Origin of the sequence: Cyanobium sp. Copco_Reservoir_LC18, assembly GCF_009834675.1 — a bacterium.
In the GTDB taxonomy this organism is placed as follows: Bacteria; Cyanobacteriota; Cyanobacteriia; order PCC-6307; family Cyanobiaceae; genus Cyanobium; species Cyanobium minutissimum.
This window is the reverse complement of sequence record NZ_ASAC01000010.1, coordinates 1-21,814: the sequence shown is the minus strand read 5'-3', so window position 1 is coordinate 21,814 and position 21,814 is coordinate 1. Positions and strand designations below refer to the sequence as shown.

At 71.0% G+C, this 21,814-nt stretch carries 27 protein-coding genes and 1 tRNA gene; 16 read left to right on the top strand and 12 right to left on the bottom strand.

Features of this window, described 5'->3' with window-relative positions:
* Positions 1 to 38: 38 nt before the first annotated feature.
* The gene (locus L107_RS04100) at positions 39 to 1,589 is read left to right on the top strand and encodes an alpha/beta hydrolase (protein ID WP_159816577.1); all 1,551 of its coding nucleotides are present in this window, start codon (positions 39 to 41) and stop codon (positions 1,587 to 1,589) included.
* Positions 1,590 to 1,677: 88 nt separating this feature from the next.
* A complete protein-coding gene (crtR, locus tag L107_RS04095; RefSeq protein ID WP_159816576.1) occupies positions 1,678 to 2,697 on the top strand; it encodes a beta-carotene hydroxylase in 1,020 nt (339 codons plus the stop codon).
* A gap of 24 nt (positions 2,698 to 2,721) precedes the next feature.
* Here the strand turns inward: crtR and gatC are convergent, their stop codons facing one another.
* A complete protein-coding gene (gene gatC / locus L107_RS04090; RefSeq protein WP_106220773.1) occupies positions 2,722 to 3,015 on the bottom strand; it encodes an Asp-tRNA(Asn)/Glu-tRNA(Gln) amidotransferase subunit GatC in 294 nt (97 codons plus the stop codon).
* A 51-nt stretch (positions 3,016 to 3,066) separates the two neighbouring features.
* Positions 3,067 to 3,885 (bottom strand): creatininase family protein, encoded by an 819-nt coding sequence (locus L107_RS04085; protein WP_159816575.1) that lies wholly within the window; start codon positions 3,883 to 3,885, stop codon positions 3,067 to 3,069.
* A 70-nt stretch (positions 3,886 to 3,955) separates the two neighbouring features.
* On the opposite strand from L107_RS04085, the gene L107_RS04080 reads away from it, so the two are divergent.
* Complete coding sequence (locus L107_RS04080) at positions 3,956 to 4,252, top strand: DUF6679 family protein (RefSeq protein WP_015109479.1); 297 nt, start codon at positions 3,956 to 3,958, stop codon at positions 4,250 to 4,252.
* 32 nt (positions 4,253 to 4,284) lie between these two features.
* On the opposite strand, the gene L107_RS16340 is transcribed toward L107_RS04080, so the two are convergent.
* On the bottom strand, positions 4,285 to 4,422 hold the full coding sequence (locus L107_RS16340) for a hypothetical protein (RefSeq protein WP_015109478.1): 138 nt from the start codon (positions 4,420 to 4,422) through the stop codon (positions 4,285 to 4,287).
* Positions 4,423 to 4,548: 126 nt separating this feature from the next.
* Positions 4,549 to 5,205: a hypothetical protein gene (locus tag L107_RS04075; protein WP_159816574.1), complete on the bottom strand. Its 657-nt coding sequence runs from the start codon at positions 5,203 to 5,205 to the stop codon at positions 4,549 to 4,551.
* A gap of 136 nt (positions 5,206 to 5,341) precedes the next feature.
* Here L107_RS04075 and L107_RS04070 point away from each other — a divergent pair, with 136 nt between their 5' ends.
* Both L107_RS04070 and L107_RS04065 read left to right on the top strand, forming a co-directional pair.
* A complete protein-coding gene (locus L107_RS04070) occupies positions 5,342 to 6,034 on the top strand; it encodes a DNA-3-methyladenine glycosylase (RefSeq protein WP_159816573.1) in 693 nt (230 codons plus the stop codon).
* Positions 6,031 to 7,041: an aspartate carbamoyltransferase catalytic subunit gene (locus L107_RS04065; protein ID WP_159816572.1), complete on the top strand. Its 1,011-nt coding sequence runs from the start codon at positions 6,031 to 6,033 to the stop codon at positions 7,039 to 7,041. Before L107_RS04070 ends, L107_RS04065 begins: the two co-directional genes overlap by 4 nt.
* Positions 7,042 to 7,073: 32 nt before the next feature.
* Here L107_RS04065 and L107_RS04060 read toward each other — a convergent pair whose 3' ends face one another.
* The 4 genes from L107_RS04060 to L107_RS04045 form a co-directional block, all read right to left on the bottom strand.
* Complete coding sequence (locus tag L107_RS04060; RefSeq protein ID WP_236550497.1) at positions 7,074 to 7,412, bottom strand: DUF565 domain-containing protein; 339 nt, start codon at positions 7,410 to 7,412, stop codon at positions 7,074 to 7,076.
* Between the two features lie 318 nt (positions 7,413 to 7,730).
* Positions 7,731 to 7,928 carry a hypothetical protein gene (locus L107_RS04055; RefSeq protein WP_015109473.1) on the bottom strand — a complete coding sequence of 66 codons (198 nt, stop codon included), beginning with the start codon at positions 7,926 to 7,928 and terminating at the stop codon, positions 7,731 to 7,733.
* Positions 7,929 to 7,972: 44 nt separating this feature from the next.
* Positions 7,973 to 8,134 (bottom strand): PCP reductase family protein, encoded by a 162-nt coding sequence (locus L107_RS04050; RefSeq protein ID WP_159816570.1) that lies wholly within the window; start codon positions 8,132 to 8,134, stop codon positions 7,973 to 7,975.
* 57 nt (positions 8,135 to 8,191) lie between these two features.
* A tRNA-Ala gene (locus tag L107_RS04045) sits at positions 8,192 to 8,264 on the bottom strand.
* A 46-nt stretch (positions 8,265 to 8,310) separates the two neighbouring features.
* Here L107_RS04045 and L107_RS04040 point away from each other — a divergent pair.
* Together L107_RS04040 and coaBC are read left to right on the top strand one after the other, a co-directional pair.
* Positions 8,311 to 8,529: a DUF2555 domain-containing protein gene (locus tag L107_RS04040; protein WP_159816569.1), complete on the top strand. Its 219-nt coding sequence runs from the start codon at positions 8,311 to 8,313 to the stop codon at positions 8,527 to 8,529.
* Positions 8,519 to 9,790, top strand: coding sequence for a bifunctional phosphopantothenoylcysteine decarboxylase/phosphopantothenate--cysteine ligase CoaBC (coaBC, locus tag L107_RS04035; RefSeq protein WP_159816568.1), 1,272 nt, complete (start codon positions 8,519 to 8,521; stop codon positions 9,788 to 9,790). The genes L107_RS04040 and coaBC overlap by 11 nt, the downstream gene beginning before the upstream one ends.
* Here the strand turns inward: coaBC and L107_RS04030 are convergent.
* A complete protein-coding gene (locus tag L107_RS04030) occupies positions 9,756 to 10,118 on the bottom strand; it encodes a hypothetical protein (protein WP_159816567.1) in 363 nt (120 codons plus the stop codon). The two genes, coaBC and L107_RS04030, sit on opposite strands and share 35 nt — an antisense overlap.
* A 112-nt stretch (positions 10,119 to 10,230) precedes the next feature.
* Here L107_RS04030 and psbO point away from each other — a divergent pair, with 112 nt between their 5' ends.
* The 4 genes from psbO (at position 10,231) to L107_RS04010 (ending at position 14,889) form a co-directional block, all read left to right on the top strand.
* Positions 10,231 to 11,043, top strand: a complete 813-nt coding sequence (gene psbO / locus L107_RS04025; protein WP_159816566.1) for a photosystem II manganese-stabilizing polypeptide — start codon at positions 10,231 to 10,233, stop codon at positions 11,041 to 11,043.
* Positions 11,044 to 11,189: 146 nt separating this feature from the next.
* A complete protein-coding gene (gene sat / locus L107_RS04020; protein ID WP_159816565.1) occupies positions 11,190 to 12,359 on the top strand; it encodes a sulfate adenylyltransferase in 1,170 nt (389 codons plus the stop codon).
* Between the two features lie 66 nt (positions 12,360 to 12,425).
* Positions 12,426 to 14,270: an ATP-dependent zinc metalloprotease FtsH3 gene (gene ftsH3 / locus L107_RS04015; RefSeq protein ID WP_015109466.1), complete on the top strand. Its 1,845-nt coding sequence runs from the start codon at positions 12,426 to 12,428 to the stop codon at positions 14,268 to 14,270.
* Positions 14,271 to 14,298: 28 nt separating this feature from the next.
* Positions 14,299 to 14,889, top strand: a complete 591-nt coding sequence (locus L107_RS04010) for a bifunctional 4-hydroxy-2-oxoglutarate aldolase/2-dehydro-3-deoxy-phosphogluconate aldolase (RefSeq protein WP_159816564.1) — start codon at positions 14,299 to 14,301, stop codon at positions 14,887 to 14,889.
* Positions 14,890 to 14,898: 9 nt separating this feature from the next.
* Here the strand turns inward: L107_RS04010 and aroC are convergent, their stop codons facing one another.
* Both aroC and psbA read right to left on the bottom strand, forming a co-directional pair.
* On the bottom strand, positions 14,899 to 15,987 hold the full coding sequence (gene aroC / locus L107_RS04005) for a chorismate synthase (RefSeq protein ID WP_159816563.1): 1,089 nt from the start codon (positions 15,985 to 15,987) through the stop codon (positions 14,899 to 14,901).
* 125 nt (positions 15,988 to 16,112) lie between these two features.
* The gene (gene psbA / locus L107_RS04000) at positions 16,113 to 17,192 is read right to left on the bottom strand and encodes a photosystem II q(b) protein (RefSeq protein WP_015109068.1); all 1,080 of its coding nucleotides are present in this window, start codon (positions 17,190 to 17,192) and stop codon (positions 16,113 to 16,115) included.
* Between the two features lie 206 nt (positions 17,193 to 17,398).
* On the opposite strand from psbA, the gene L107_RS03995 reads away from it, so the two are divergent.
* Positions 17,399 to 17,773: a hypothetical protein gene (locus L107_RS03995; RefSeq protein ID WP_159816562.1), complete on the top strand. Its 375-nt coding sequence runs from the start codon at positions 17,399 to 17,401 to the stop codon at positions 17,771 to 17,773.
* 2 nt (positions 17,774 to 17,775) lie between these two features.
* Positions 17,776 to 18,201, top strand: a complete 426-nt coding sequence (locus L107_RS03990) for a hypothetical protein (protein ID WP_159816561.1) — start codon at positions 17,776 to 17,778, stop codon at positions 18,199 to 18,201.
* Here the strand turns inward: L107_RS03990 and L107_RS03985 are convergent.
* On the bottom strand, positions 18,186 to 19,130 hold the full coding sequence (locus L107_RS03985) for an aspartoacylase (protein ID WP_159816766.1): 945 nt from the start codon (positions 19,128 to 19,130) through the stop codon (positions 18,186 to 18,188). The genes L107_RS03990 and L107_RS03985 overlap by 16 nt on opposite strands.
* A 60-nt stretch (positions 19,131 to 19,190) precedes the next feature.
* Here L107_RS03985 and L107_RS03980 point away from each other — a divergent pair, with 60 nt between their 5' ends.
* The 3 genes from L107_RS03980 to L107_RS03970 all read left to right on the top strand — a co-directional run.
* The gene (locus L107_RS03980) at positions 19,191 to 20,183 is read left to right on the top strand and encodes a glutathione S-transferase C-terminal domain-containing protein (protein WP_159816560.1); all 993 of its coding nucleotides are present in this window, start codon (positions 19,191 to 19,193) and stop codon (positions 20,181 to 20,183) included.
* Positions 20,180 to 20,854 carry a DUF2301 domain-containing membrane protein gene (locus L107_RS03975; protein WP_159816559.1) on the top strand — a complete coding sequence of 225 codons (675 nt, stop codon included), beginning with the start codon at positions 20,180 to 20,182 and terminating at the stop codon, positions 20,852 to 20,854. The genes L107_RS03980 and L107_RS03975 overlap by 4 nt, the downstream gene beginning before the upstream one ends.
* Positions 20,851 to 21,814: ATP-binding cassette domain-containing protein (locus L107_RS03970; RefSeq protein ID WP_159816558.1), on the top strand; the 964-nt coding region annotated here is incomplete at its 3' end. The genes L107_RS03975 and L107_RS03970, both read left to right, overlap by 4 nt.

Below are 21,814 nucleotides of genomic sequence, written 5' to 3'. Positions count from 1 at the left end.
AGGGCGCACCTACGCTTCCCATCAATGGGAATGCCTGCATGACGAGCCCTCTCCGCCAGCTCACGGCGCTGCTCCTGGGCGTGGGGTCGCTGCTGGCGGCGGCTCCCGTCCGGGCGCTGGAGGAGATCCAGCTCACCCTGCCCCTGCTCGAGACGGCGTTCACGGTCCAGATGCGCGAGCTGCGGGATCAGCGCACCCTGCTCTCCGGCAACAGTGACCTCGCCGAGCTGGATCGGGCCACCAACGGCGCCATCGGCCGCCGGCTGGTGGAGGCCTTCCAGACACCCCTGCCCCTGCCGCTCAAGGCCCTCGCCGAGCAGTCGGTGGGTTCACCCCTGGTCAACCAGGTGCTGCTGCTGATCTCCTCGGTGGTGCTGGTGGAGGGGGTGCGCCAGCCGCTCGACTCCAGCCAGCTCGCGGCCTCCCTGGAGAGCAGCCAGGCCAAGGGCAGCCTGAACCTGCTGGAGGTGCTGGAGGCCCTGCCCGGCAAGAGCGCCACGGTGGATCTGCAGCGGGTGGTCTTCGCCATCGATCGACTCACCAGCCAGCAGCGCCTGGGCAACCAGCTGGTGGCCTCCCTGCCCGCCGCCGGGATCAGCCCGGCCCTCAGCCAGGCCGGCCCCCTGGCGGTGAAGCGCCAGGAGGTGGCGATCCCCGTCACCCACCGCCCCAAGCCCCTGCAGGTGGTCACGATCCAGCCGGAAACCGGCTCCAATGGCCGTCTGGTGCTGATTTCCCACGGCCTCTGGGACGACCCGGAAAGCTTCGAGGGCTGGGGCCGGCACCTGGCCAGCCACGGCTACACCGTGCTGCTGCCCCGCCACCCCGGCAGCGACAAGTCGCAGCAGCAGGCCATGCTCTCCGGCCAGGTGCCGCCCCCCAAGCCGGAGGATCTGCGGCTGCGGCCCATGGACATGACCTCGGCCATCGACGCGGCCGCGGCCGGCAGCCTGGGGTTGCCCTCGGGGCTCCGCACCGATGCCGTCGTGGCCATGGGCCAGTCCTACGGCGCCACCACCGTGCTGCAGCTGGCCGGGGCCCGGCCCAGCGCGGCCCTGCTCAAGCGCTTCTGCGACGACGTCACCAATCCGGCCCGCAATGTCAGCTGGGTGCTGCAGTGCAGTTTCCTCAGCTCCGCCGACCAGGCCGGCCTGGCCGATCCCCGGGTCAAGGCGGTGGTGGCGGTCAGCCCGCCGATGTCGCTGCTGTTCGACCAGGGTTCAGCCAGGGCCATGGGCGGCCGGGTGCTGCTGGTCAGCGGCAGCCGCGACTGGGTGGTGCCCTCGGGCCCTGAGGCGCTGCGCCCCATGGCGATGGAGGCCCGCAACGTCGGTGGCGGCCACCGTCTCGTGCTGGCCAAGGATGGCGACCACTTCAACCTGCGCTCCCATTTCGAGAACGGCGGTGGCGCCCTGCGGGGCCTGCTGCTCGCCTGGACCGATGGGGCCTTCGCCGCCGGTGCCGCGGCGGCTCCGGGCCCGGACGCGCCGCCGCTGCTGCCCCCCGATGGCTGGGGAGCCACCGAGTTCCCCCTGGTGGACATCACCGGCAGCCTTCGCAGCCTGCCGCTCGGCCCCAACCAGCCATGACCGCTCCGTCCCGGGCCGCCGTGTCGCGCCGACCGGGCGTCTTCCGTAATCTGGGGCCTCCGTTGGGGATCCGGACCTGGCCCAGGTCATGACAGACACGCTGGCACCCACGTCCGCTTCCGTGGCTTCGACCACCCCCGTGTCGCGGCTCAGTGTCCCCAGGGAGTACCTGGATCCCCCCGCCGCCTGGAACCCCACGGTGGGCCTGTTCCTGGCCGGCTACGGCCTGGCGGCCCTGACCATCTGGGGCTGGTTCGTGGGTGGCTGGCCCCTGCCGGCCCTGCTGGCCCTGGGCTTCCTGGCCCTGCACCTGGAGGGCACCGTCATCCACGACGCCTGCCACAACGCCGCCCATCCCAACCGCATCTGGAACGCGGTGATGGGCCATGGCGCGGCCCTGCTGCTGGGCTTCAGCTTCCCGGTGTTCACCCGGGTGCACCTGCAGCACCACGCCCACGTCAACGATCCCAAGCTCGATCCCGACCACATCGTCAGCACCTTCGGGCCCCTGTGGCTGATCGCGCCGCGCTTCTTCTATCACGAAGTCTTCTTTTTCCGCCATCGCCTCTGGCGCAAAAATGAGCTGTTCGAGTGGGTCCTGGCCCGCACCATCTTCGTGCTGATCGTGGTGGCGGCCGCCCAGCACAACTTCCTGCCCTTCGTCTTCAACTGCTGGTTCGCCCCGGCCCTGATGGTGGGCGTCACCCTCGGTCTGTTCTTCGACTACCTCCCCCACCGGCCCTTCCAGTCCCGCAACCGCTGGCACAACGCCCGCGTCTACCCGAGCAGGCTGATGAACTGGCTGATCATGGGCCAGAACTATCACCTGATTCACCATCTCTGGCCGTCGATCCCCTGGTTCGAATACCAGCCGGCCTATCACGCCACCAAGCCGATCCTCGATGCCAAGGGTTCACCCCAGCGGCTCGGATTGTTCGAGAGCCGTGCCGACGGCCTCAACTTCCTCTACGACATCTTTCTGGGCGTGCGCTCCCACAAGAAGCGCCGCAGCCGTCTGCGTCCCCTGGTCCGGCTGATGCCCACCCGCCATGCCCGCCGGCGCGTGCTCGAACTGCTGCACCGCACCGCCATCTCGCCGGTGCGCTGAGCGCCCTGTCCCCGCCGGCCCGCGTCAGTCGCCCAGAATCTTCGGCACCCGGAAGAAATCCCCCTCCCGCTGGGGGGCCAGGGACAGCAGCTCCTCGCGCACCGGGGTGGGATCCACCGCGTCGGGGCGGGTGACGTTGACCACCTCCACCGCCCGGGTGGTGGGGGGCACCCCTTCGGTGTCCACCTGCTCGAGATGGGCGACGTAGTCGAGGATCCGCTCCAGTTGAACGGTGTAGGTGGCGATCCGCTCCTCGGGCAGGGCCAGGCGGGCCAGCTGGGCCACCTTGCGCACATCGTCGGCCGTGATCCGCTCCATCGTCGCGCTCGTCGTCGTCGTCGTCCGAACCTAGCCGCGGCCGTCGCCGCCTCAGCCCGCTTCCCCGTCCGGCCCCAGGAAGTCGGCCAGGTCGTCGGCCAGGGCCGCCGCCGCCAGCTCCAGGAAGCGGGCGCCATGCTCGGCGCTGGCCAGGAACGGGTCGGAGCCCATGCGGCCATCGGGATGGCGGCGGCGGAAGTCCTCGGGGCCATGGATCGGTCCGGCCGGGGCCGCCTCCGGCAGCGGCCGCTGCTTGGCAACCAGGCTGGGCTCCAGGTGCAGGGTGAGGGCGATCTCGCTGGGGGTGGCGTGGTGCCCCTCCCGGTCGCCGTAGCGATCGCGGGCCTCGCGCATCACCGGGCCGGCGGTGAACCAGTTGGCCAGACGGCAGCGCAGCCGCTCGGCGCCCGGCAGCCCCCGGGAGGCGGCGGTGCCGTAGGCCTGGGCGAAGGCGGCCCGGGCGGTGGCGATGTTGCCGCCGTGGCCGTTGATCACGTAGATGCGCTCGAAGCCGTGGCGCGCCAGGGACAGCACCACGTCATGGAGCACGGCCAGCAGGGTGGAGGGCTGCAGGCTGATGGTGCCGGCGAAGCCCAGATGGTGCTCGGCCATGCCGAAGGCCTGGGCGGGCGTCACCAGCACCCCGGTGCGGCGTCCCACCTCCAGGGCCACCGCCTCGGCGGTGAGGGCGTCGGTGCCGATGGCGCCGGTGGGCCCGTGCTGCTCGGTGGACCCCAGCGGCACGATCACCCCCCGGCAGCGGGTCAGGTAGTCCTCCACCTCGGGCCAGCTGCGCAGCTGCAGCCGGATCGCCTCGTTGCTGGCCACGGGGCCCGGAACCGTGCTGGGGCCTGGGGCGGTGCTGGGCATCGATCGGGTCATGGTGAACATGGCGGCCGGCGCCGTGCTGCCTAGGATCGACCCTATCCGCGGCGTCACGATGCTGCATCGCAAGCTCGACCGTTTTCGCCTGGAGCAGCGACCGGTCTGGGTCTACCTGCTGGATCAGCAGCGCTGGATCGAGCGGGCCCTGGTGGTGGAGATCGAGGGCGATCTGGTCACCCTCCGCTACGACGACGAGGACGGCGACGAGCGCCACAGCTGGGAGGAGAGCGTCCGGCTGGCCTCGATCGGGGCCGTCAGCACCCGGCTGGCCTCGGTGAGCCGCTCCGCCGATGCCGACGACCTGCCCACCACCGGCGACTGTCCCGAGGCCGAACGGCTCGGCAGTTCCTGATCGGTGGCTCGACGGCCGCCTGCGGGTGGAACTCAGTGGGCGGTGCCGTTGCCGTCGTAGTCGTCGGTGTCGTAATAGCCCCCCTTGGTGCCGAAGAACAGGGTGGTCAGCACGAACAGGCCGCTGACGGCCAGAAGCACGGTGCCGAGGTTGAAGCTGGCGGTTTCCATGGTGGGGCGTTGATCAGGAGGTGGGGCTGTTCAGCGCTGAGGCCAGTGTGGCCCGTCGGCGCGTCCACCGCTCCCCGGGGCGGCCTCCGGTCCGCTTCCCCGCACCGTCGACGGTGCCGTGGGGTGTCAGGCGAGGTGGGCGCTGAGCAGCTCGAGGTCCTGGGCGTAGAAATCCCGGATCGAGCCGATCAGGGACGGAGACAGGGCCCGGCGCACCTCCTCGGCCAGGCCCTGCTCCGAGGCGTTGACCTTCACCGGGCTGTGTTCGCTGATGAAGCCCTTCTCCTGAAGCCAGACATCCAGCCGGCTCAGATGGCTGACCTGATCAACGATCAGCTGGCCGGATTCGTCGAACAGCCACCAGCTCTGGGGCCGGAAGATGAAATCGACCCGATGCAGGCTCTGCTGAAACAGCCAGTCCTCACAGAAGGTCCGAAAATCCGACAGAGCCCAGCGCGGGGGCCTGTGCAGCGGAAACTGGGACACCAGCTCGGTGCCGCCGCGCAGCGAGAAGCAGTAGGCCGAAATCAGCCGCTCGACGGGACAGCGAACGAAGGCGACGGAGGTTCGGGCGGCATAGAGGCGGTCGCCCAGCAGCTTGCGCCGGATGAAATCGGCATAGAGGTGCCCGAGGGGGCGGCCGTGGATCAGGGTGGCGGCATAGGTGCCTCCGCACCGGGGGACGTGCACAAAGATGTACCCGGACTTCAGGTAGTCGAGGCGTGCCTTCAGGCCTGTCCGGGTGAAGCGCAGCCGATCGAGGATGGAGTAGCGCTTCGCCATGGCCGCCCAACGTTATCCCTTGGTTAAGACCTGGTTAAGCCAACCGAGTCCCTTCCTGCCGTACCAAGGGACACGGGATGCAGAACGCAACGGAAAAGCCAGCGACCTGGCTGCAGACTCGGCCGGAGGCCGCCCCATGGTGACCAGCCGCCACGACCCTCCGGTTCCTCCCCTCCCCCCGCCCTTCTTCGCCCGCCCCGCCGAGCTGGTGGCCCCGGAGCTCATCGGCTGCCTGCTGCTGCGGCGCCAGCCGTCGGGGGCCCTGCGCTGGGGCGTGATCGTCGAGACCGAGGCCTATTGCCAGAGCGAGCCGGCCTGCCACGGCCACCGCCGCCGCTCGGCCAGCAACGACACCCTCTTCGGGGAGCCCGGCCGGTTCTACGTGTATCTCACCTACGGCGTGCACCACTGCGTCAACGTGGTCACCGGCCGTCCCGACTGGGCCAACGGGGTGCTGCTGCGGGCGGCCGCCCTGCCGGGGGAGCCGGAGCGGGCGGCGGCCGGGCCCGGCCTGCTGGCCCGCTGCTTCGCCATCGACCGCCGCCACGACGGCCTGATCGCCGAGCCCGCCTTGGGCCTGTGGCTCGCAGCCCGGCCGCCTGCCCTGGCGGAGCTGCTGGAGGGGCCGGGGCCCCAGGGGGAGTCGCCGCTGCGGCAGACCCAGCGCATCGGCGTCTCCCAGGGGCAGGAGCTGCCCTGGCGCTGGTACCTGCGCGCCAGCCGCAGCGTCAGCCGGCGGGGCCGCGGCGATCGCACGCCCCGCCACGATGGGCTCGCCGCCCTGCTGGCCTCTACGGTTGGGGCGTTCGACGGGAGCAGAACGCCTTGAGCGGCTGGAGTCACCGCCATGTGCTCGACCTGGCGTCCTTCTCGGTCGACGACTTCGCCACCGTTCTCGAACTGGCCCAGCGCTTCCGGGCCCTGCCGGTGGCCGGGGCGCGCCGCCTGCCCGCCCTCCAGGGCCGGCTGATGACCAGCCTCTTCTTCGAGCCCAGCACCCGCACCCGCAGCAGCTTCGAGCTGGCCGCCAAACGGCTTTCGGCGGAGGTGCAGAGCTTCTCCCCCTCCTCGAGCTCCCTCAGCAAGGGGGAGAGCCTGCTCGACACCGCCCGCACCTACGTGGCGATGGGCGCCAACATCCTGGTGGTGCGCCACCGCTGCGCCGGGGTGCCCCACAGCCTCGCCCGCGACCTCGACCGCTGCGGCGAGCGCGTGTCGGTGCTCAGCGCCGGCGATGGCCTGCACAGCCACCCCAGCCAGGGTCTGCTCGACCTGTTCACCCTGGCGCGGCATTTCGAACCCGAAGCCCCCTCCCCCGCCAGCCTGCGGGGCCGCCGCATCGTCATCGTCGGCGACGTGCTCCATTCCCGGGTGGCCCGCTCCAACCTCTGGGCCCTCACCGCCTGCGGCGCCGATGTGGTGCTCTGCGGGCCGGCCACCCTGCTGCCCGATTGCTTCGCCGACTTCGTGCTGGCCCCGCCGCCGGGCCAGGGGGCCGATCCGGTGGCCGCCCGGGGCCGGGTGCGGATCGAGCGGCGCCTGGAGGAGGCCCTGCCCGGGGCGGATGCCGTCATGACCCTGCGCCTGCAGAAGGAGCGGATGCAGCAGCACCTGCTCACCAGCCTGGACACCTACCACCGCCGGTACGGCCTCAGCCACCGGCGCCTGGCCCTCTGCGGCGACGCCGTGCCGGTGCTGCACCCCGGCCCGGTGAACCGGGGGGTGGAGATCGCCGGTGACCTGCTCGATGATCCCGGCCGCAGCCTGGTGGAGGAGCAGGTCCGCAACGGCATTCCGATCCGGATGGCCCTGCTCTATCTGCTCGCCGCCGTCTGAGGGCTCAGCCCGTCGGAAGGCGGTCCCAGCCCTCAGAGCAGCTTGAAGCCATCCAGCAGCAGCCCGTAGAGCAGGCCCATGCGGGCCATGTCCAGCACCTGCAGCCGCAGCTTGAGCGGCTGGGACAGCAGCCGGCCCCGCACCCGGGCCGCCACTTCGATGGCCAGCACGCACACCAGGGCGCCGAGGGGATCGAACAGGGAGAGGGCTCCGGTGATCGAGCCGACGCTGCCGCCGATCACGAAGCCGCCCAGCAGCACGATCAGCAGCAGGGAGAGGCGGCGCCAGGGATTCTCAGCCCAGGCCTCCAGCAGGTTGCCGGACTGGGTGATCCGCTGCTGGAATCGGGTCTGCTGGAAGCGGGGAGGCAACGGTGCGAACCTGCCGCTGGGTGGAAAGGGGAGCAGGGGGCTCACCACCCAAGGGTGGAAAGCCGCTGGCGGTGATCCCCATCACCCGGCCCATTCCCTGCGATCTCTTGTCTACACCATCTCTGGCGTCTTGACAGCATTTTCCCCCCACCGATAGGGGATGCCAATAAAAAAGCCCGAGGCCGAGGCCCGGGCGGGGTGATGGGGACGACACCAGCAAACCAATCTCCAGCGGGTCGGGCAAGGGGGGGCAGCCGCTGACCGGAGCGTCCCTGCGGGGGCTTGACGGGTGGCGTGGTCGTTCTCAAACGTCGCGGTTCAGCCGTCCCCGTCCTTCTTGCGGGATCCCTTGCCTTCCAGCAGCTCCAGCAGGGCCTCCATCTGGGCCATCACCCCCCGCACCTCACCGGCCTCCGGCAGGAGCCCGTCCTCCATGACGCCCTGGTGCATCTCCCGCAGCTCCTGGCGGATGTAGCGCAGATGACTGACAACCTGTTCGCGCTTGGACTGCGACATTGAGCGGGCCCCTGATCAACCCCCTCTTTTACCCCATCGCCGATTCACTTCCGTCCGAAACGCTCCCTGGCCTGCTCGTAGAAGGCGAGATCCACACCGTCCAGCCCCGCCTCGCGGGCCAGGGATTCGATCTTGCGCCGGATGATCGGCCGCACCAGGAACGGGATCTCCTTCAGGCTGGTTTCGGCGTCGCTGCTCCAGTCCATCGGCAGGGGTGGGCGTGGGCCGGGGCTCCCGGGAGCCCGGCCGGGAAGAATGGTGGATGGAGAATAGGGGACTCGAACCCCTGACCTCTGCGGTGCGATCGCAGCGCTCTACCAGCTGAGCTAATTCCCCTTCGATCGCCATTATCACCATCCCGTCCCCCTCCCCGGCCGCCCCCTTGGTTGATTCCAGCCTGTCCATCACTCCCGAGCGGCTCGCGGCCTTCGATGAGGCGTCCATCGCCGAGCTCGCCCGACGCCTCGAGGACGACGACTACCTCACCCCGTTCGCGGGCCTGGCCGACTGGCACCTGCTGCGCGCCCTGGCCATCCACCGCCCCGACCTGATCCGGCCCTACGTCCATCTGGTCGATCAGGAACCCTTCGATGAGGAGTGAGGAGGACGCCCTTGCGGGACGGCGGGTGCTGGTGCTGATCAGCGGCAGCATCGCCGCCGTCAAGCTGCCCCAGCTGGTCAGCGCCCTGGTGCAGCGGGGGGCCCTGGTGCGCTGCGTGCTCAGCCCCGCCGCCGAGCGGCTGGTGAGCGCCGTGGCCCTGGCCAGCCTCAGCCGGGCCCCCTGCCACATCGAGGCCGACCAGTGGAGCCACCGGGAGGCCCGGCCCCTGCACATCGCCCTGGCCGAGTGGGCCGAGGTGGTGCTGCTGGCCCCCCTCAGTGCCACCAGCCTGGCCCGCTGGGTGCACGGCATGGCCGACACCCTGCTGGCCAGCACCCTGATCGCCTGCGAGGCCCCCGTGGTGGCCGCCCCGGCCATGAACAGCGCCATGTGGGCCGCCCCGGCGGTGCGCCGCAACTGGCGGGAGCTGCGGCGCTGGGAGCGGGTGCTGCCCCTGGAGCCCGGCAGCGGCCTGCTGGCCTGCGACCGGGTGGGCGACGGGCGCATGGCCGACCCGGCGCTGCTGCTGCTGGCGCTGGAGTCGGTGCTGCTGGCCGGCTGCCGCCGCGACTGGGCCGGGCGCCGCCTGCTGGTCAGTGCCGGCCCCACCCGGGAGGTCCTCGATCCGGCCCGCTGCCTCACCAACCCCAGCACCGGACGCATGGGGGTGCTGCTGGCCCAGGCCGCCCGCCTGCGTGGAGCCACGGTCGATCTGGTGCACGGCCCGCTGGCGGTCGATCCGGCCTGGCTGGAGGGTCTCCAGTGCCACCCCGTGGTCACCGCCGCTGAGATGGAAGCGGCGCTGCTGCGGCTTCAGGACGGCGCCGATGCCATCGCCATGGCCGCCGCCGTCGCCGACCACCGCCGCCGCAGCCCCGAGGGCCGCAAGCTCCCCAAGGAGGCCCTGGAGGCCTCCCTCACCGGTGGCTGGGAGCCGGTGCCCGATCTGCTGGCCGCCCTGGTGCGGCGCCGGCCGCCGGCCCAGGTGGTCCTGGGGTTCGCCGCCCAGAGCGGTGAAGTGCTTGAAGAGGCCCGCGCCAAGTTCGCCCGCAAGGGCTGCGATCTCCTGTTCGCCAACCCGATCGACCGCCCCGGGGCTGGGTTCGGGACGGCTGGCAACGAGGGCTGGCTGCTGGGTCCGGGGTCCGGGGAGCGCCGCCTGGAGCCCATGGGCAAGCTGGCCCTGGCCCACCGGCTGCTCTCGGCGCTGGCGGAAGTGGCGGCCCTCAGGACTCCGGTTCGGGTGCCAGCAGATCCATGAACGTGCGCAGCTGCAGCCGGGGGATGTAGGGCCAGCCGCCGCTGCTCTCCATCTCGGAGAGCAGGGTGAACAGGCCGTTGCGGTCGCCGGGGAGGCTGCTGCGGAAGGGTCCGTCCTGGATGGTGCGGTGCAGGTGCTCGATGCGGCGCAGCAGATCGAGCAGGGCTTCGGGCTGCTCGGCGCGCTGCTCGGCCATCCTCAGAAGGGTGTCGAGGGCCCCCTGGAGCTCGGGGTCGGCGGCTGGGTCGAAGGCTGGGTCGGGCGCGGGTGCGGACGTCGGCGGAGAGGGCGTGGATTCGTCGATCGGGTGGGTGCGGCTCAGGGACATCTCCCTCTCATACAGGTTGTTGAGAGCCCACGCAAGCCACCTGGAATGGGCGTTTTGCACCGGTAGGATCCCGGCCAGCCCAGTTCCCGTTCCGTCTCTGCGGCTTCTCCCCATGCGTTTCCGTCCCCTGCTGGCCCTCGTGCTGGCTCTGTGCCTGACCCTGGTGTCCGCATGCAGCGGCGGGGCCAAAGCCGTTGATCGGGCCAACCTCACCTACGAAGACATCCACAACACCGGTCTGGCGAATGACTGCCCGACCCTCCCCGACTCCGCCCGCGGCACGATCGCCCTGGATCCCTCGGCCACCTACCAGCTCAAGGAGATCTGCATGCACCCCTCCGAGGTCTTCGTGAAGGGGGAGCCCGCCAACAAGCGCCAGGAAGCCCAGTTCGTCGCCGGCAAGATCCTCACCCGCTACACCTCGAGCCTCGATCAGGTCTACGGCGACCTCAAGGTCAGCGGTGACCAGCTCACCTTCAAGGAACTGGGTGGCATCGACTTCCAGCCGATCACCGTGCTGATGCCCGGCGGTGAGGAAGTGCCCTTCATGTTCTCCAGCAAGGAGCTCAAGGCCTCCGCCGCCGGCACCGCCTTCTCCACCAGCACCGACCTCAAGGGCGAGTACCGCGCCCCCAGCTACCGCACCAGCAACTTCCTCGATCCCAAGGGCCGCGGCCTGACCACCGGCTACAGCAGCGCTGTGGGTCTGGTGCCCGCCGGCGATGAGTTCGCCGGGGAAACCGTCAAGCGCTACGTGGATGGCTCCGGCACCATGGATCTCTCCATCACCAAGGTCGATCCCAGCACCGGCGAGTTCGCCGGGGTGTTCACCGCCATCCAGCCCTCCGACACCGACATGGGCACCAAGGCCGTCGTCGACGTCAAGATCACCGGCGAGCTCTACGGACGCCTCGAGCAGGTCTGAGGCCCGGGCCGGGTTCGCCCCCGGCTCCTGGACAACCCGTTGATCCCAGGGGCCCACGGGCCCCTTTTTCATGGCCGCCCTTGTTCATCGCCGAAGGATGGTCTGGGAGGATGGGCCCATTCCCTGTGCTGCCCCGGCCCGTCGCCATGACGCTCGCCAACACCGCCGCCCGCTCCGATCTGATCGCGCCCCACGGCGGCAGCCTCGTCGACCTGATGGTGCCGCCCGACCAGCAGGAGGGGGTGCGCGCCTCGGTGGACAGGGTGCTGGAGTGCAGCCACCGCAACGCCTGCGATGTGGAGCTGCTGATCGTGGGCGGCTTCTCGCCCCTGCGCGGCTTCATGCACCAGGAGGACTACGACGCCGTGGTGGCCGGCCACCGCACCACCAGCGGCCTGCTGTTCGGCCTGCCCATCGTCTTCGACACCGACGACGCCTCCATCGCCGTGGGCCAGCGGCTGCTGCTCACCTACCAGGGCCAGGACCTGGCCGTGCTCACCGTGGAGAGCCGCTGGGAGCCCGACAAGGTGCTCGAGGCCAAGGGCTGCTACGGCACCACCTCCCTGGAGCACCCGGCGGTGCGCATGATCGCCACCGAGCGGGGCCGCTTCTACCTGGGCGGACGCCTCCAGGGTCTGGCCCTGCCCCAGCGGGTCTTCCCCTGCAGCACCCCGGTGCAGGTCCGCGCCACCCTGCCGGCGGGCCAGGACGTGGTGGCCTTCCAGTGCCGCAACCCCATCCACCGGGCCCACTACGAACTGTTCACCCGCGCCCTCGAGGCCCCCAACGTCAGCAAGGGCGCCGTGGTGCTGGTGCACCCCACCTGCGGACCCACCCAGGAGGACGACATCGCCGGCGAGGTGCGCTTCGCCACCTACGAACGGCTGGCCGCCGAGGTGGACAACCCCCGCATCCGCTGGGCCTACCTGCCCTACGCCATGCACATGGCCGGCCCCCGGGAGGCCCTGCAGCACATGATCATCCGCAAGAACTACGGCTGCACCCACTTCATCATCGGCCGCGACATGGCGGGCTGCAAATCGTCCCTCACCGGCGACGACTTCTACGGTCCCTACGAGGCCCAGGACTTCGCCCGTGACCAGGCCACCGAACTCGGCATGGAGACGGTGCCGTCCCTCAACCTCGTTTACACCGAGGAGGAGGGCTACGTCACCGCCGAGCACGCCCAGGCCCGGGGGCTGCACATCCGCAAGCTGAGCGGCACCCAGTTCCGCCAGATGCTGCGCGGCGGGGAGGAGATCCCGGAATGGTTCGCCTTCCGTAGCGTGGTGGAGGTGCTCAGGGCCGCGGCCTGAGCCCCGTCCGACCCCGGACGCCGATTAACATTCTGTTACTTTCATTCTCACACAGGAGACAGGGTCGTGAAGAAACGCTGGCGCAATGCGGGGCTCTACGTGCTCCTGGTGATCGTGATGATCGCCGTGGGCACCGCCTTCCTGGAGCGGCCGGACCCGGCCCGCGCCCCCCGCACCCTGCGCTACAGCGATTTCGTCGAGGCCGTCCAGGCCAACGAGATCTCCCGGGTGCTGATCTCCCCCGACCGCGGCACCGCCCAGGTGGTGGAGAACGACGGCCAGCGCGCCGTGGTGAACCTCGCCCCCGACAAGGACCTGCTCAAGCTCCTCACCGACCACAACGTCGACATCGCCGTGCAGCCCAACCGGGAGCCGGCGGCCTGGCAGCAGGCGATCGGCAGCCTGATCTTCCCCCTGCTCCTGCTCGGCGGCCTGTTCTTCCTGTTGCGGCGCGCCCAGGGCGGCGGCGGCAACCCGGCCATGAACTTCGGCAAGAGCAAGGCCCGGGTCCAGATGGAACCCCAGACCCAGGTCACCTTCGGTGATGTGGCCGGCATCGAGGGCGCCAAGCTCGAGCTCACCGAGGTGGTCGACTTCCTCAAGAACCCCGATCGCTTCACCGCCGTCGGCGCCAAGATCCCCAAGGGCGTGCTGCTGGTGGGCCCTCCGGGCACCGGCAAGACGCTGCTGGCCAAGGCCGTGGCCGGCGAGGCGGGCGTGCCCTTCTTCTCGATCTCCGGCTCGGAGTTCGTCGAGATGTTCGTGGGCGTCGGCGCCAGCCGGGTGCGCGACCTGTTCGAGCAGGCCAAGAAGAACGCCCCCTGCATCGTCTTCATCGATGAGATCGACGCCGTGGGCCGCCAGCGCGGCGCCGGCCTCGGCGGTGGCAACGATGAGCGGGAGCAGACCCTCAACCAGCTGCTCACCGAGATGGACGGCTTCGAGGGCAACACCGGCATCATCATCGTGGCGGCCACCAACCGCCCTGACGTGCTGGATTCGGCCCTGATGCGGCCGGGCCGCTTCGACCGCCAGGTGGTGGTCGACCGTCCCGACTACGCCGGCCGCCTCCAGATCCTCGGCGTCCATGCCCGGGGCAAGACCCTCGCCAAGGACGTCGACCTCGACAAGGTGGCCCGCCGCACCCCCGGTTTCACCGGTGCCGACCTGGCCAACCTGCTCAACGAGGCGGCCATCCTCGCCGCCCGCCGCCAGCTGGCCGAGGTGTCGATGGATGAGGTCAACGACGCCATCGAGCGCGTCATGGCCGGCCCCGAGAAGAAGGACCGGGTGATGAGCGAGCGCCGCAAGCGCCTGGTGGCCTACCACGAGTCCGGCCACGCCCTGGTGGGCGCCCTGATGCCCGACTACGACCCCGTCCAGAAGATCAGCATCATTCCCCGCGGCCAGGCCGGCGGCCTCACCTTCTTCACCCCCAGTGAGGAGCGCATGGAGTCGGGCCTCTACTCCCGCTCCTACCTGCAGAACCAGATGGCCGTCGCCCTCGGTGGCCGGGTCGCCGAGGAGATCGTCTACGGCGAGGATGAAGTCACCACCGGGGCCTCCAACGACCTGCAGCAGGTGGCCCGCGTCGCCCGCCAGATGGTCACCCGCTTCGGCATGAGCGACCGTCTCGGCCCTGTCGCCCTGGGCCGCGCCCAGGGGGGCATGTTCCTCGGCCGCGACATCGCCGCAGAGCGCGACTTCTCCGAGGACACCGCCGCCGCCATCGACGAGGAGGTGTCCCAGCTGGTGGCCGACGCCTACCGCCGCGCCACCGAGGTGCTGCTCGCCAACCGGGCCGTTCTCGATGAGCTGGCCGAGCTGCTGGTCGAGAAGGAGACGGTGGATGCCGAGGAGCTCCAGGAGCTGCTCATCTCCCGCGATGTGACGGTGGCCGCCTACGTCTAGGCCTGCCTGCGAGTCCCTGATCCAGTCGTTGCACCACCAGCCCCTGCTGGTGGTGCTTCGTGCTGAGCAGCCAGCGCTGCTGGCCCCCCAGCTGGGCCAGCTGGCCACCCTGGGGGTGCGCCACGTGGAGATCGCCTGGGGCCCATCCCCGGCCTGGATCCCCGAATGCCGGCAGCTGATCGCCGCCTTCCCCGATCTGCATCTGGGGGCGGCCTCGATCTGCACCCCCGCGGCCCTTGCCGCCGCCCTGGAGGCGGGTTTCTCCTACGGCGTCTCCCCCGTCCTGGAGCCGGAGCTGCTGGAGACGGCGGCGATGGGCCGCTTCGCCCTGGTTCCCGGGGTGATGACCCCCACGGAGGTGAACCGGGCCCGCTCCCTGGGCTGTCCGATCGTCAAGCTGTTTCCCGCCGCCAGCGTCGGCATCGGCCACTGGCGGCGCCTGCGGGATCCCCTCGGCCCGCCTCTCCCTTTCTGCATCGCCGCCGGGGGTCTCCTGCCCGGTGATGTGCGTCCCTGGCTGGAGGCCGGGGTCGACGCCGTCGCCCTGGGCTCGTCGCTGGTGGCCCAGGGGCCGGAGCTGCTGCGGCAGGTGCTGGCTGACCTGCCGCAACGGCCCTGATCGGGCGGATTACCAGAGGCTGCACTGGCCCTGCTGGCGCAGCAGGTGATCGGCCAGCACCAGGGCCACCATCGCCTCCACCATGGGCACCGCCCGGGGCAGGACGCAGGGGTCGTGGCGTCCCTTCGCCGCCAGGGTGGTGGCGGCGCCGGTGGCATCGATGGTCTGCTGCTCCTTGCGGATCGTGGCCGTGGGTTTGAAGGCCACCCGCAGCTGGATCTCCTCCCCGTTGCTGATGCCCCCCTGGATGCCGCCCGAGTTGTTGGTGGCGGTGCGCAGGCGGCCGTCGTCGCTGGGCAGGAAGGCGTCGTTGTGCTCGCTGCCGCGCAGCAGGGTGCCGCCGAAGCCGGAGCCGATCTCGAACCCCTTGGTGGCCGGCAGCGACATCACCGCCTTGGCCAGGTCCGCCTCCAGTTTGTCGAACACCGGCATGCCCAGACCCACCGGCGGCCGCCGCACCAGGCATTCGATCACCCCGCCGCAGGAATCCCCGTCCCGCCCGATCGCCTCGATCCGCTCGATCATGCGCTCGGCAGTTCCGGCGTCGGGGCAGCGCACGATGTTGGCCTCCACCGCCTCCAGGCTCACGCCGGCGGGATCGATCTGGGCCTCGATGGTGTGGATCCGGCGCACCCAGGCGATCACCTCGGTGCCGTGGGTATGGGCCAGCAGCTGTTTGGCCACCGCTCCGGCGGCCACCCGGCCGATCGTTTCCCGGGCCGAGGCGCGGCCGCCGCCGCTGCGGGCCTGGATGCCGTACTTGGCCTGGTAGGTGGCGTCGGCATGGGAGGGCCGGAAGGCCACCTGCATCTCCTGGTAGTCCCCGGGGCGCTGGTCCTTGTTGCGGACCACCATGGCGATCGGCGTCCCGAGCGTGACCCCGTCGAGCAGGCCGCTGAGGATCTCGACCCGGTCCTCCTCCTTGCGGGGGGTGGTGATGCGGCTCTGGCCGGGCCGGCGCCGGTCGAGGTCGGCCTGGATCTGCTCCAGATCCAGCGGCAGCCTGGGGGGACAGCCATCGATGATCACGCCGACGCCACCGCCGTGGGACTCGCCGAACGTGCTGATCCGGAAGAGATCACCGAAACTGCTGCCCATCACACCGCCCTGACCAACCGGGTTTCCCGAAGCAGGGAGCCTACCCAGCCGGAACCCGTCGCCATGAAAAAACCCCCTGCGCGAGCAGGGGGTTGGAAGGTTCCAGGAGATCTGGAGGGGTTGGATCAGCCGATCGCCGGGGCGGTCAGGGCCACGGGGGTGGCGCTGGCAGCGGCCAGGTCGAGGGGGAAGTTGTGCGCATTGCGCTCGTGCATCACTTCCATGCCGAGGCCGGCACGGTTGAGCACGTCGGCCCAGGTGTTGATCACCCGGCCCTGGCCATCCAGGATGGACTGGTTGAAGTTGAAGCCGTTCAGGTTGAAGGCCATCGTGCTCACGCCCAGGGCGGTGAACCAGATGCCGATCACGGGCCAGGCGGCCAGGAAGAAGTGCAGGCTGCGGCTGTTGTTGAAGGAGGCGTACTGGAAGATCAGACGACCGAAGTAACCGTGGGCGGCCACGATGTTGTAGGTCTCTTCCTCTTGGCCGAACTTGTAGCCGTAGTTCTGGGACTCGCTCTCGGTGGTTTCACGCACCAGGGAGGAGGTCACCAGGGAACCGTGCATGGCGGAGAACAGGGAGCCACCGAACACACCGGCCACACCCAGCATGTGGAAGGGGTGCATCAGGATGTTGTGCTCAGCCTGGAACACCAGCATGTAGTTGAAGGTGCCGCTGATGCCGAGGGGCATGCCGTCGGAGAAGGAACCCTGACCGAAGGGGTAGATCAGGAACACGGCGCTGGCAGCCGCCACGGGGGCGGAGTAAGCGACGCAGATCCAGGGGCGCATGCCGAGGCGGTAGGAGAGTTCCCACTCGCGGCCCATGTAGGCGAAGACGCCGATCAGGAAGTGGAAGACCACCAGCTGGTAGGGGCCACCGTTGTACAGCCACTCGTCGAGGCTGGCGGCTTCCCAGATGGGGTAGAAGTGCAGGCCGATGGCGTTGCTGGAGGGAACAACGGCGCCAGAGATGATGTTGTTGCCGTACATCAGGGAGCCGGCGACGGGCTCACGGATGCCGTCGATGTCGACGGGGGGCGCCGCGATGAAGGCGACGATGAAGCAGATGGTGGCGGCCAGCAGGGTGGGGATCATCAGCACACCGAACCAACCGACGTAGAGACGGTTGTTGGTGGAGGTGACCCACTCACAGAACTGGTTCCACACCGAAGCGCCGGAGCGCTGCTGGAGAGTGGCGGTCATGAGTGCAGGAAAGTGTGCCGTCGGGCGTGACGCGGGTGCGCTGGCCGTGGGCGTAAGGAAGGGCGACGGATCGCCTGACAGCAATGTAACAGACCATTGCGGCGTGTGAGGCCGCGTTCATGAAGAAAAGATGAGCGTCCCGCCTGGCCTGGCCCCCCTGCCGCTGCTAGGAGGTGAGGTGCTCCGGTCATCCCGCCCTGCCGCCGATGGTCTCGCGTTCGTCGCTTCCTCCCCAGCCACCGCGTACCGCCGGCCAACAGCTGCGTCGACGTCTGCGCGGTCCGCTGCCCGCCCTGCTGCTGCTCCCCCTGCTGGCGGCCGGCTGCCAGGGCCTGCCCAATCCCGAGAGCCGCCGCATCGAGCAGCTCGAGCTCAAGATCCAGCAGCTCGAGCAGCGGCTCAACAAGGCCGACCTGCGCCCCGACACGGCCGATCCGGCCGGCAAGCCCCCCGCGGGCGTCATCAAGTCGCTGACCCTGCGCACCGACACCGAGGACGACCGGCTGCGCATCTACTGGGCCGACGGCAGCAGGACCGACCTCCCCTGCACCAAGGAACAGACCACCCTCGTCTGCGGATGACCATGACCTTCTCTCCCCTGCGGCCCCTGCTGGGCTGCCTGGCCCTGCTGCTGGCCGTTCCCCTGGCGGGGACCTCCCCGGCCCTTGCCCAGATGACCCAGGAGCAGGCCTTCCAGCGGGGCCGGGCCGCGAACCTGGCCCGGATGCGGGCCGAGGTGATCAACGGCGGCCTCGGGGTCTACCGGCCCGCCGCCTGCATGTACGAGCGCAGCGGCGGCAGCTGCCTGGTGCGCGCCGATGCCGAGGGCTTCCTGTTCCGCTTCTACGGCGGCGTCCCCGGCTGGCTCCAGCTCGGCCTGCCCCCATCGGTGGAGACGGAGATCCTCGTCGCCCCGGATGGACGCAGCGTCCTGAGCGTGCTGTACAACGGCGTGCCCCGCTCCCAGCCCGCCCCCGCCGGCCAGCCCCAGGTTCAGCCGGGGCTCTGAAGGTTGCCGGCCAGGGCCTGGAGCGCCTGGCCCCAGCCCGGCTCCACCGGCCAGGACTCCCGGCGGGTGAGGCTGAGGGCGATGCCCTTCTCCCCGTAGGCCGCCTCGTTGATGAAGACGGCCCAGACGGGCCCCTCCTCCTGACCCGCCTGGGGATGGAACGGAATCGTGGCCCCCTCGGCCGTCAGGAAGAGGGGGTCGCCGGCGGCGACCGGCTGCCAGTCGCGGTTCTGGCGCTGGGGATGCACCACCGCCGCCGGGGAGCCGTCGCCGTGGCGCGGCAGATCGAGGCTGCCCAGGTGCCGGTGCACCACGAGCCGGTCGGGCTGGCGCAGGGCTCCGGCGCGGGCCGCCGCCAGCACCTCCAGGGCCGCCTCCAGGGCCAGCTGGCTCTGCCGGCAGATCGGTTCCTGGATCACGCCCTGGGGCACCGGGCCCACCTCCACCACCAGCCCGCAGGGCCAGCGCTCCACCAGGTAGCCGGTCTGGGCCCGGTCCTGTTCATGCAGGTAGATCGGCAGGCCCAGGCGCTGCTGCACCCCCGCCGCCAGGGCCAGATCGGCCGGCCGCCGGCCGTAGACCACCAGGCTGTTGCCCATGGCGGCCGTGGTGCTGTGCAGGTCGAGGGCCACCAGACAGGGGTCGCTGCCGCCGGGCCCGTGGCGGGCCAGCAGTTCCCGGGCCCGCTCCAGTTCCCGGTTCCCCGGCCCGGGGGCGGCCAGCAGGTCGGGAACAAAGCTGCGGTTGAGGTCCTGGTCGAGGTAGCGCACCCCAGCGGCATGGGCGGCGGGGTTGCCCAGCACCAGCTCCAGGGCCAGGCCACTGCTGCGCAGCAGCGCCGGGTGCCGTCGCCAGGCCTCCAGCAGCCAGGGCGCATTGCGTTCGTTGCCGTGGGTGCCCCCCACCACCATCACCCGGCCCGCCACCATCGCCTGCTCGCTCACACGCCCCAGCCTGGCGCAGAGTCAGGGCAGCCAACCGTGATGTCCATGGCCCCGCCCGCCCCGCTGGTGCGCTCCGCCCGGCAGCTCTGGCAGTGCCAGTGGCGTCTGCTGATGGGCGGGCTCGGCCCCGCCGACGGCCAAGGCCGCTACCGCCGGCCGGCCGGGGCCTTCACCGCCCTGCCGCCGCTGCCGGCGGACGCCACCGAGGCCGGCGGCCACGTGCTGATCGTGGGCCGCAGCTGCCCCTGGGCCCACCGGGCCTGGATCACCTGGACCCTGCGGGGCCTGGCCCCGGTGATCGACACGGTGGTGGTGGTTCCCGATCCGGATGCCGGCCGCTGGCGGTTCAGCGAGCCCTTCGAGGGCTGCGCCACCCTGCTCGGCCTCTACCGCCGCTGCGGCGCCGATCCCCGGGCCCGGGCCACCGTGCCGGCCCTCTACTCCCGGAAGAGGGGGACGATCCTGGTGAACGAGAGCGCCCGCCTGATTGAACTGCTCAACGCCTGGCCCGCGCCGCCCGGGGCTCCGGACCTGGCCCCCCCGGCGGACCTGCCGGCGATCACCGCCTGGCGGGAGCGCCTGCAGGGGGATGTGAATGATGGGGTGTACCGCTGTGGCTTCGCCCGCAACCAGGCGGCCTACGACCAGGCCGAGGCGGCCCTGTTCGCCGCCCTCAGGGCAGTGGAGGCAGCCCTCGCCGCCGGCGGGGAGAGCGGCGGCTGGCTCTGCGGCGGTGCCGGGCCCAGCCTGGCGGACGTGGTGCTGTTCCCCACCCTGATCCGCATGGAGCTGGTCTACGCCCCCCTGTTCGGCTGCAGCCGCCAGCCCCTCTGGCAGCTGCCGCGGCTGTGGGACTGGCGGCGCCGCTTCCACGGCCTGGCGGGGGTGGCCGCCACCTGCTTCCCGGACGCCTGGCGGACCGACTACTTCGGCGCCCTGTTCCCCCTCCACCCCTCCGGCATCGTCCCGGCGGGACCGGACCTGGCCACACTGGTGGGCAGCCCGCCCCCGGCCGCCCCCGGCGCCCCCATCCGATGAGCAGCTCCCTGGCCACCCCGGACGGCTCCGACCCCGTCTTCGAGGGGGTGTACGGCCGCTTCACGATCACCGCCACCGACCGCCGCGAGGTGCTCGGTTACCGGCTGGCCCTCACGGCCCTGGCCCTGGCCCAGCTGGCCCTGCTGGCCCAGTGGCGCCAGCTGGGCCCCAGCCTGCTCTGGCCCTGGCTGCTGGTGATGGCGGCGGGCCTGGGCCTGGCCCTGCGCTGGATCCACATCTACCTGCGTCCCCTGCACCGGGCCCTGCAGCTGTTCTGGCTGGCGGGCTGCCTGGGCGGGCTGCTGCTGGCCCTGCGGGCCGGACCGGGCCAGATGCTCCCCGCCCTGGCCCAGCAGCCCCTGTGGATCCTGGCGGTGGGGCCCTTCTTCGCCGCCCTGGCCGGCATCGGCTTCAAGGAGTTCTTCTGCTTCCAGCGATTCGAGGCGATCGGCGTCACCCTTCTGCTGCCCCTGGCCCTGCTCGGACGTCTGGCCGGCGTGCTCAGCCCGGCCACCACCGCCAGCCTGCTGGCGGCCGAGGCCCTCCTGCTGCTGGTGCTCTGCCTGCGCAAGTTCCCCATGCCGGCGGCGGCGGACGTGGGCGACAAGAGCGTCTTCGCCCACCTGGAGCAGCAGCGCCGGGGGCCGGACCCGTCCGTCGAAGCCCCATGAGCCTGATCAGCCTGGTGGGGGCCGCCAAGGACTTCGGACTGCGCAGCCTGTTCGCCGACCTCGACCTGCACGTGGGCGAGCGGGACCGGCTGGGGCTGATCGGCCCCAACGGGGCCGGCAAGAGCACCCTGCTGCGGGTGCTGGCGGGCCTCGAACCGCTGGATCGCGGCGAGCGCCGCTGCCACGCCCGCACCCGGGTGGTGCTGCTGGACCAGGAGCCCCGCCTGGATCCGGCCCTGACCGTGCTGGAGCAGGTGTTCGCCGGCGATGGGGAAGCCATGGCCCTGCTGCGGGAACACGCCGGGGTGAGCCACCAGCTGGCGAGCGGGGCGGAGGAGGGACCGTTGCTGGCCCGCCTCAGCGCCCTGCAGCACCGCATGGACGGCTGCCAGGCCTGGGATCTGGAGCGCCGCTGCCGCGAGGTGCTGGAGCGTCTGGGCATCGACGCGGCCCACCAGGAGCGGACGATCGGCGAACTCTCCGGCGGCAACCGGCGCCGCGTCGCCCTGGCGGCGGCCCTGGTGGCCGAGCCGGAGGTGCTGCTGCTGGACGAACCGACCAACCACCTCGATGCCGAGGGGGTGGAATGGCTGCAGAGCTACCTGGATCGCTTCGCCGGCGCCCTGGTGCTCGTCACCCACGACCGCTACCTGCTCGATCGGGTCACCCGCCGCATCGTGGCGGTGGATCGGGGTGAGGCCCGCCCCTATGAGGGCAACTACGGCACCTACCTGGCCCTGAAGGCGGCCGAGGAGGAGGCGGAAGCCTCCAGCGCCGCCAAGCTCAAGGGCACCCTGCGGCGGGAGCTGGCCTGGCTGCGCCAGGGCCCCAAGGCCCGCAGCACCAAACAGAAGGCGCGGCTGCAGCGCATCGAGGCCCTGCGGGAGGCTCCCACCCGCCAGGGCCGGGCCAGCCTGGCGATGGCCGCCACCGCCCGGCGCATCGGCAAGCGGGCGATCT

Excerpts from the sequence above, each read along its gene's own strand:
- L107_RS04100 (WP_159816577.1), top strand. The coding sequence starts at position 39 with ATGACGAGCCCTCTCCGCCAGCTCACGGCGCTGCTCCTGGGCGTGGGG.
- crtR (WP_159816576.1), top strand. The coding sequence starts at position 1,678 with ATGACAGACACGCTGGCACCCACGTCCGCTTCCGTGGCTTCGACCACC.
- gatC (WP_106220773.1), bottom strand. The coding sequence starts at position 3,015 with ATGGAGCGGATCACGGCCGACGATGTGCGCAAGGTGGCCCAGCTGGCC.
- L107_RS04085 (WP_159816575.1), bottom strand. The coding sequence starts at position 3,885 with ATGCCCAGCACCGCCCCAGGCCCCAGCACGGTTCCGGGCCCCGTGGCC.
- L107_RS04080 (WP_015109479.1), top strand. The coding sequence starts at position 3,956 with ATGCTGCATCGCAAGCTCGACCGTTTTCGCCTGGAGCAGCGACCGGTC.
- L107_RS16340 (WP_015109478.1), bottom strand. The coding sequence starts at position 4,422 with ATGGAAACCGCCAGCTTCAACCTCGGCACCGTGCTTCTGGCCGTCAGC.
- L107_RS04075 (WP_159816574.1), bottom strand. The coding sequence starts at position 5,205 with ATGGCGAAGCGCTACTCCATCCTCGATCGGCTGCGCTTCACCCGGACA.
- L107_RS04070 (WP_159816573.1), top strand. The coding sequence starts at position 5,342 with ATGGTGACCAGCCGCCACGACCCTCCGGTTCCTCCCCTCCCCCCGCCC.
- L107_RS04055 (WP_015109473.1), bottom strand. The coding sequence starts at position 7,928 with ATGTCGCAGTCCAAGCGCGAACAGGTTGTCAGTCATCTGCGCTACATC.
- L107_RS04050 (WP_159816570.1), bottom strand. The coding sequence starts at position 8,134 with ATGGACTGGAGCAGCGACGCCGAAACCAGCCTGAAGGAGATCCCGTTC.
- coaBC (WP_159816568.1), top strand. The coding sequence starts at position 8,519 with ATGAGGAGTGAGGAGGACGCCCTTGCGGGACGGCGGGTGCTGGTGCTG.
- L107_RS04030 (WP_159816567.1), bottom strand. The coding sequence starts at position 10,118 with ATGTCCCTGAGCCGCACCCACCCGATCGACGAATCCACGCCCTCTCCG.
- psbO (WP_159816566.1), top strand. The coding sequence starts at position 10,231 with ATGCGTTTCCGTCCCCTGCTGGCCCTCGTGCTGGCTCTGTGCCTGACC.
- sat (WP_159816565.1), top strand. The coding sequence starts at position 11,190 with ATGACGCTCGCCAACACCGCCGCCCGCTCCGATCTGATCGCGCCCCAC.
- aroC (WP_159816563.1), bottom strand. The coding sequence starts at position 15,987 with ATGGGCAGCAGTTTCGGTGATCTCTTCCGGATCAGCACGTTCGGCGAG.
- psbA (WP_015109068.1), bottom strand. The coding sequence starts at position 17,192 with ATGACCGCCACTCTCCAGCAGCGCTCCGGCGCTTCGGTGTGGAACCAG.
- L107_RS03995 (WP_159816562.1), top strand. The coding sequence starts at position 17,399 with ATGGTCTCGCGTTCGTCGCTTCCTCCCCAGCCACCGCGTACCGCCGGC.
- L107_RS03990 (WP_159816561.1), top strand. The coding sequence starts at position 17,776 with ATGACCTTCTCTCCCCTGCGGCCCCTGCTGGGCTGCCTGGCCCTGCTG.
- L107_RS03985 (WP_159816766.1), bottom strand. The coding sequence starts at position 19,130 with ATGGTGGCGGGCCGGGTGATGGTGGTGGGGGGCACCCACGGCAACGAA.
- L107_RS03980 (WP_159816560.1), top strand. The coding sequence starts at position 19,191 with ATGGCCCCGCCCGCCCCGCTGGTGCGCTCCGCCCGGCAGCTCTGGCAG.
- L107_RS03975 (WP_159816559.1), top strand. The coding sequence starts at position 20,180 with ATGAGCAGCTCCCTGGCCACCCCGGACGGCTCCGACCCCGTCTTCGAG.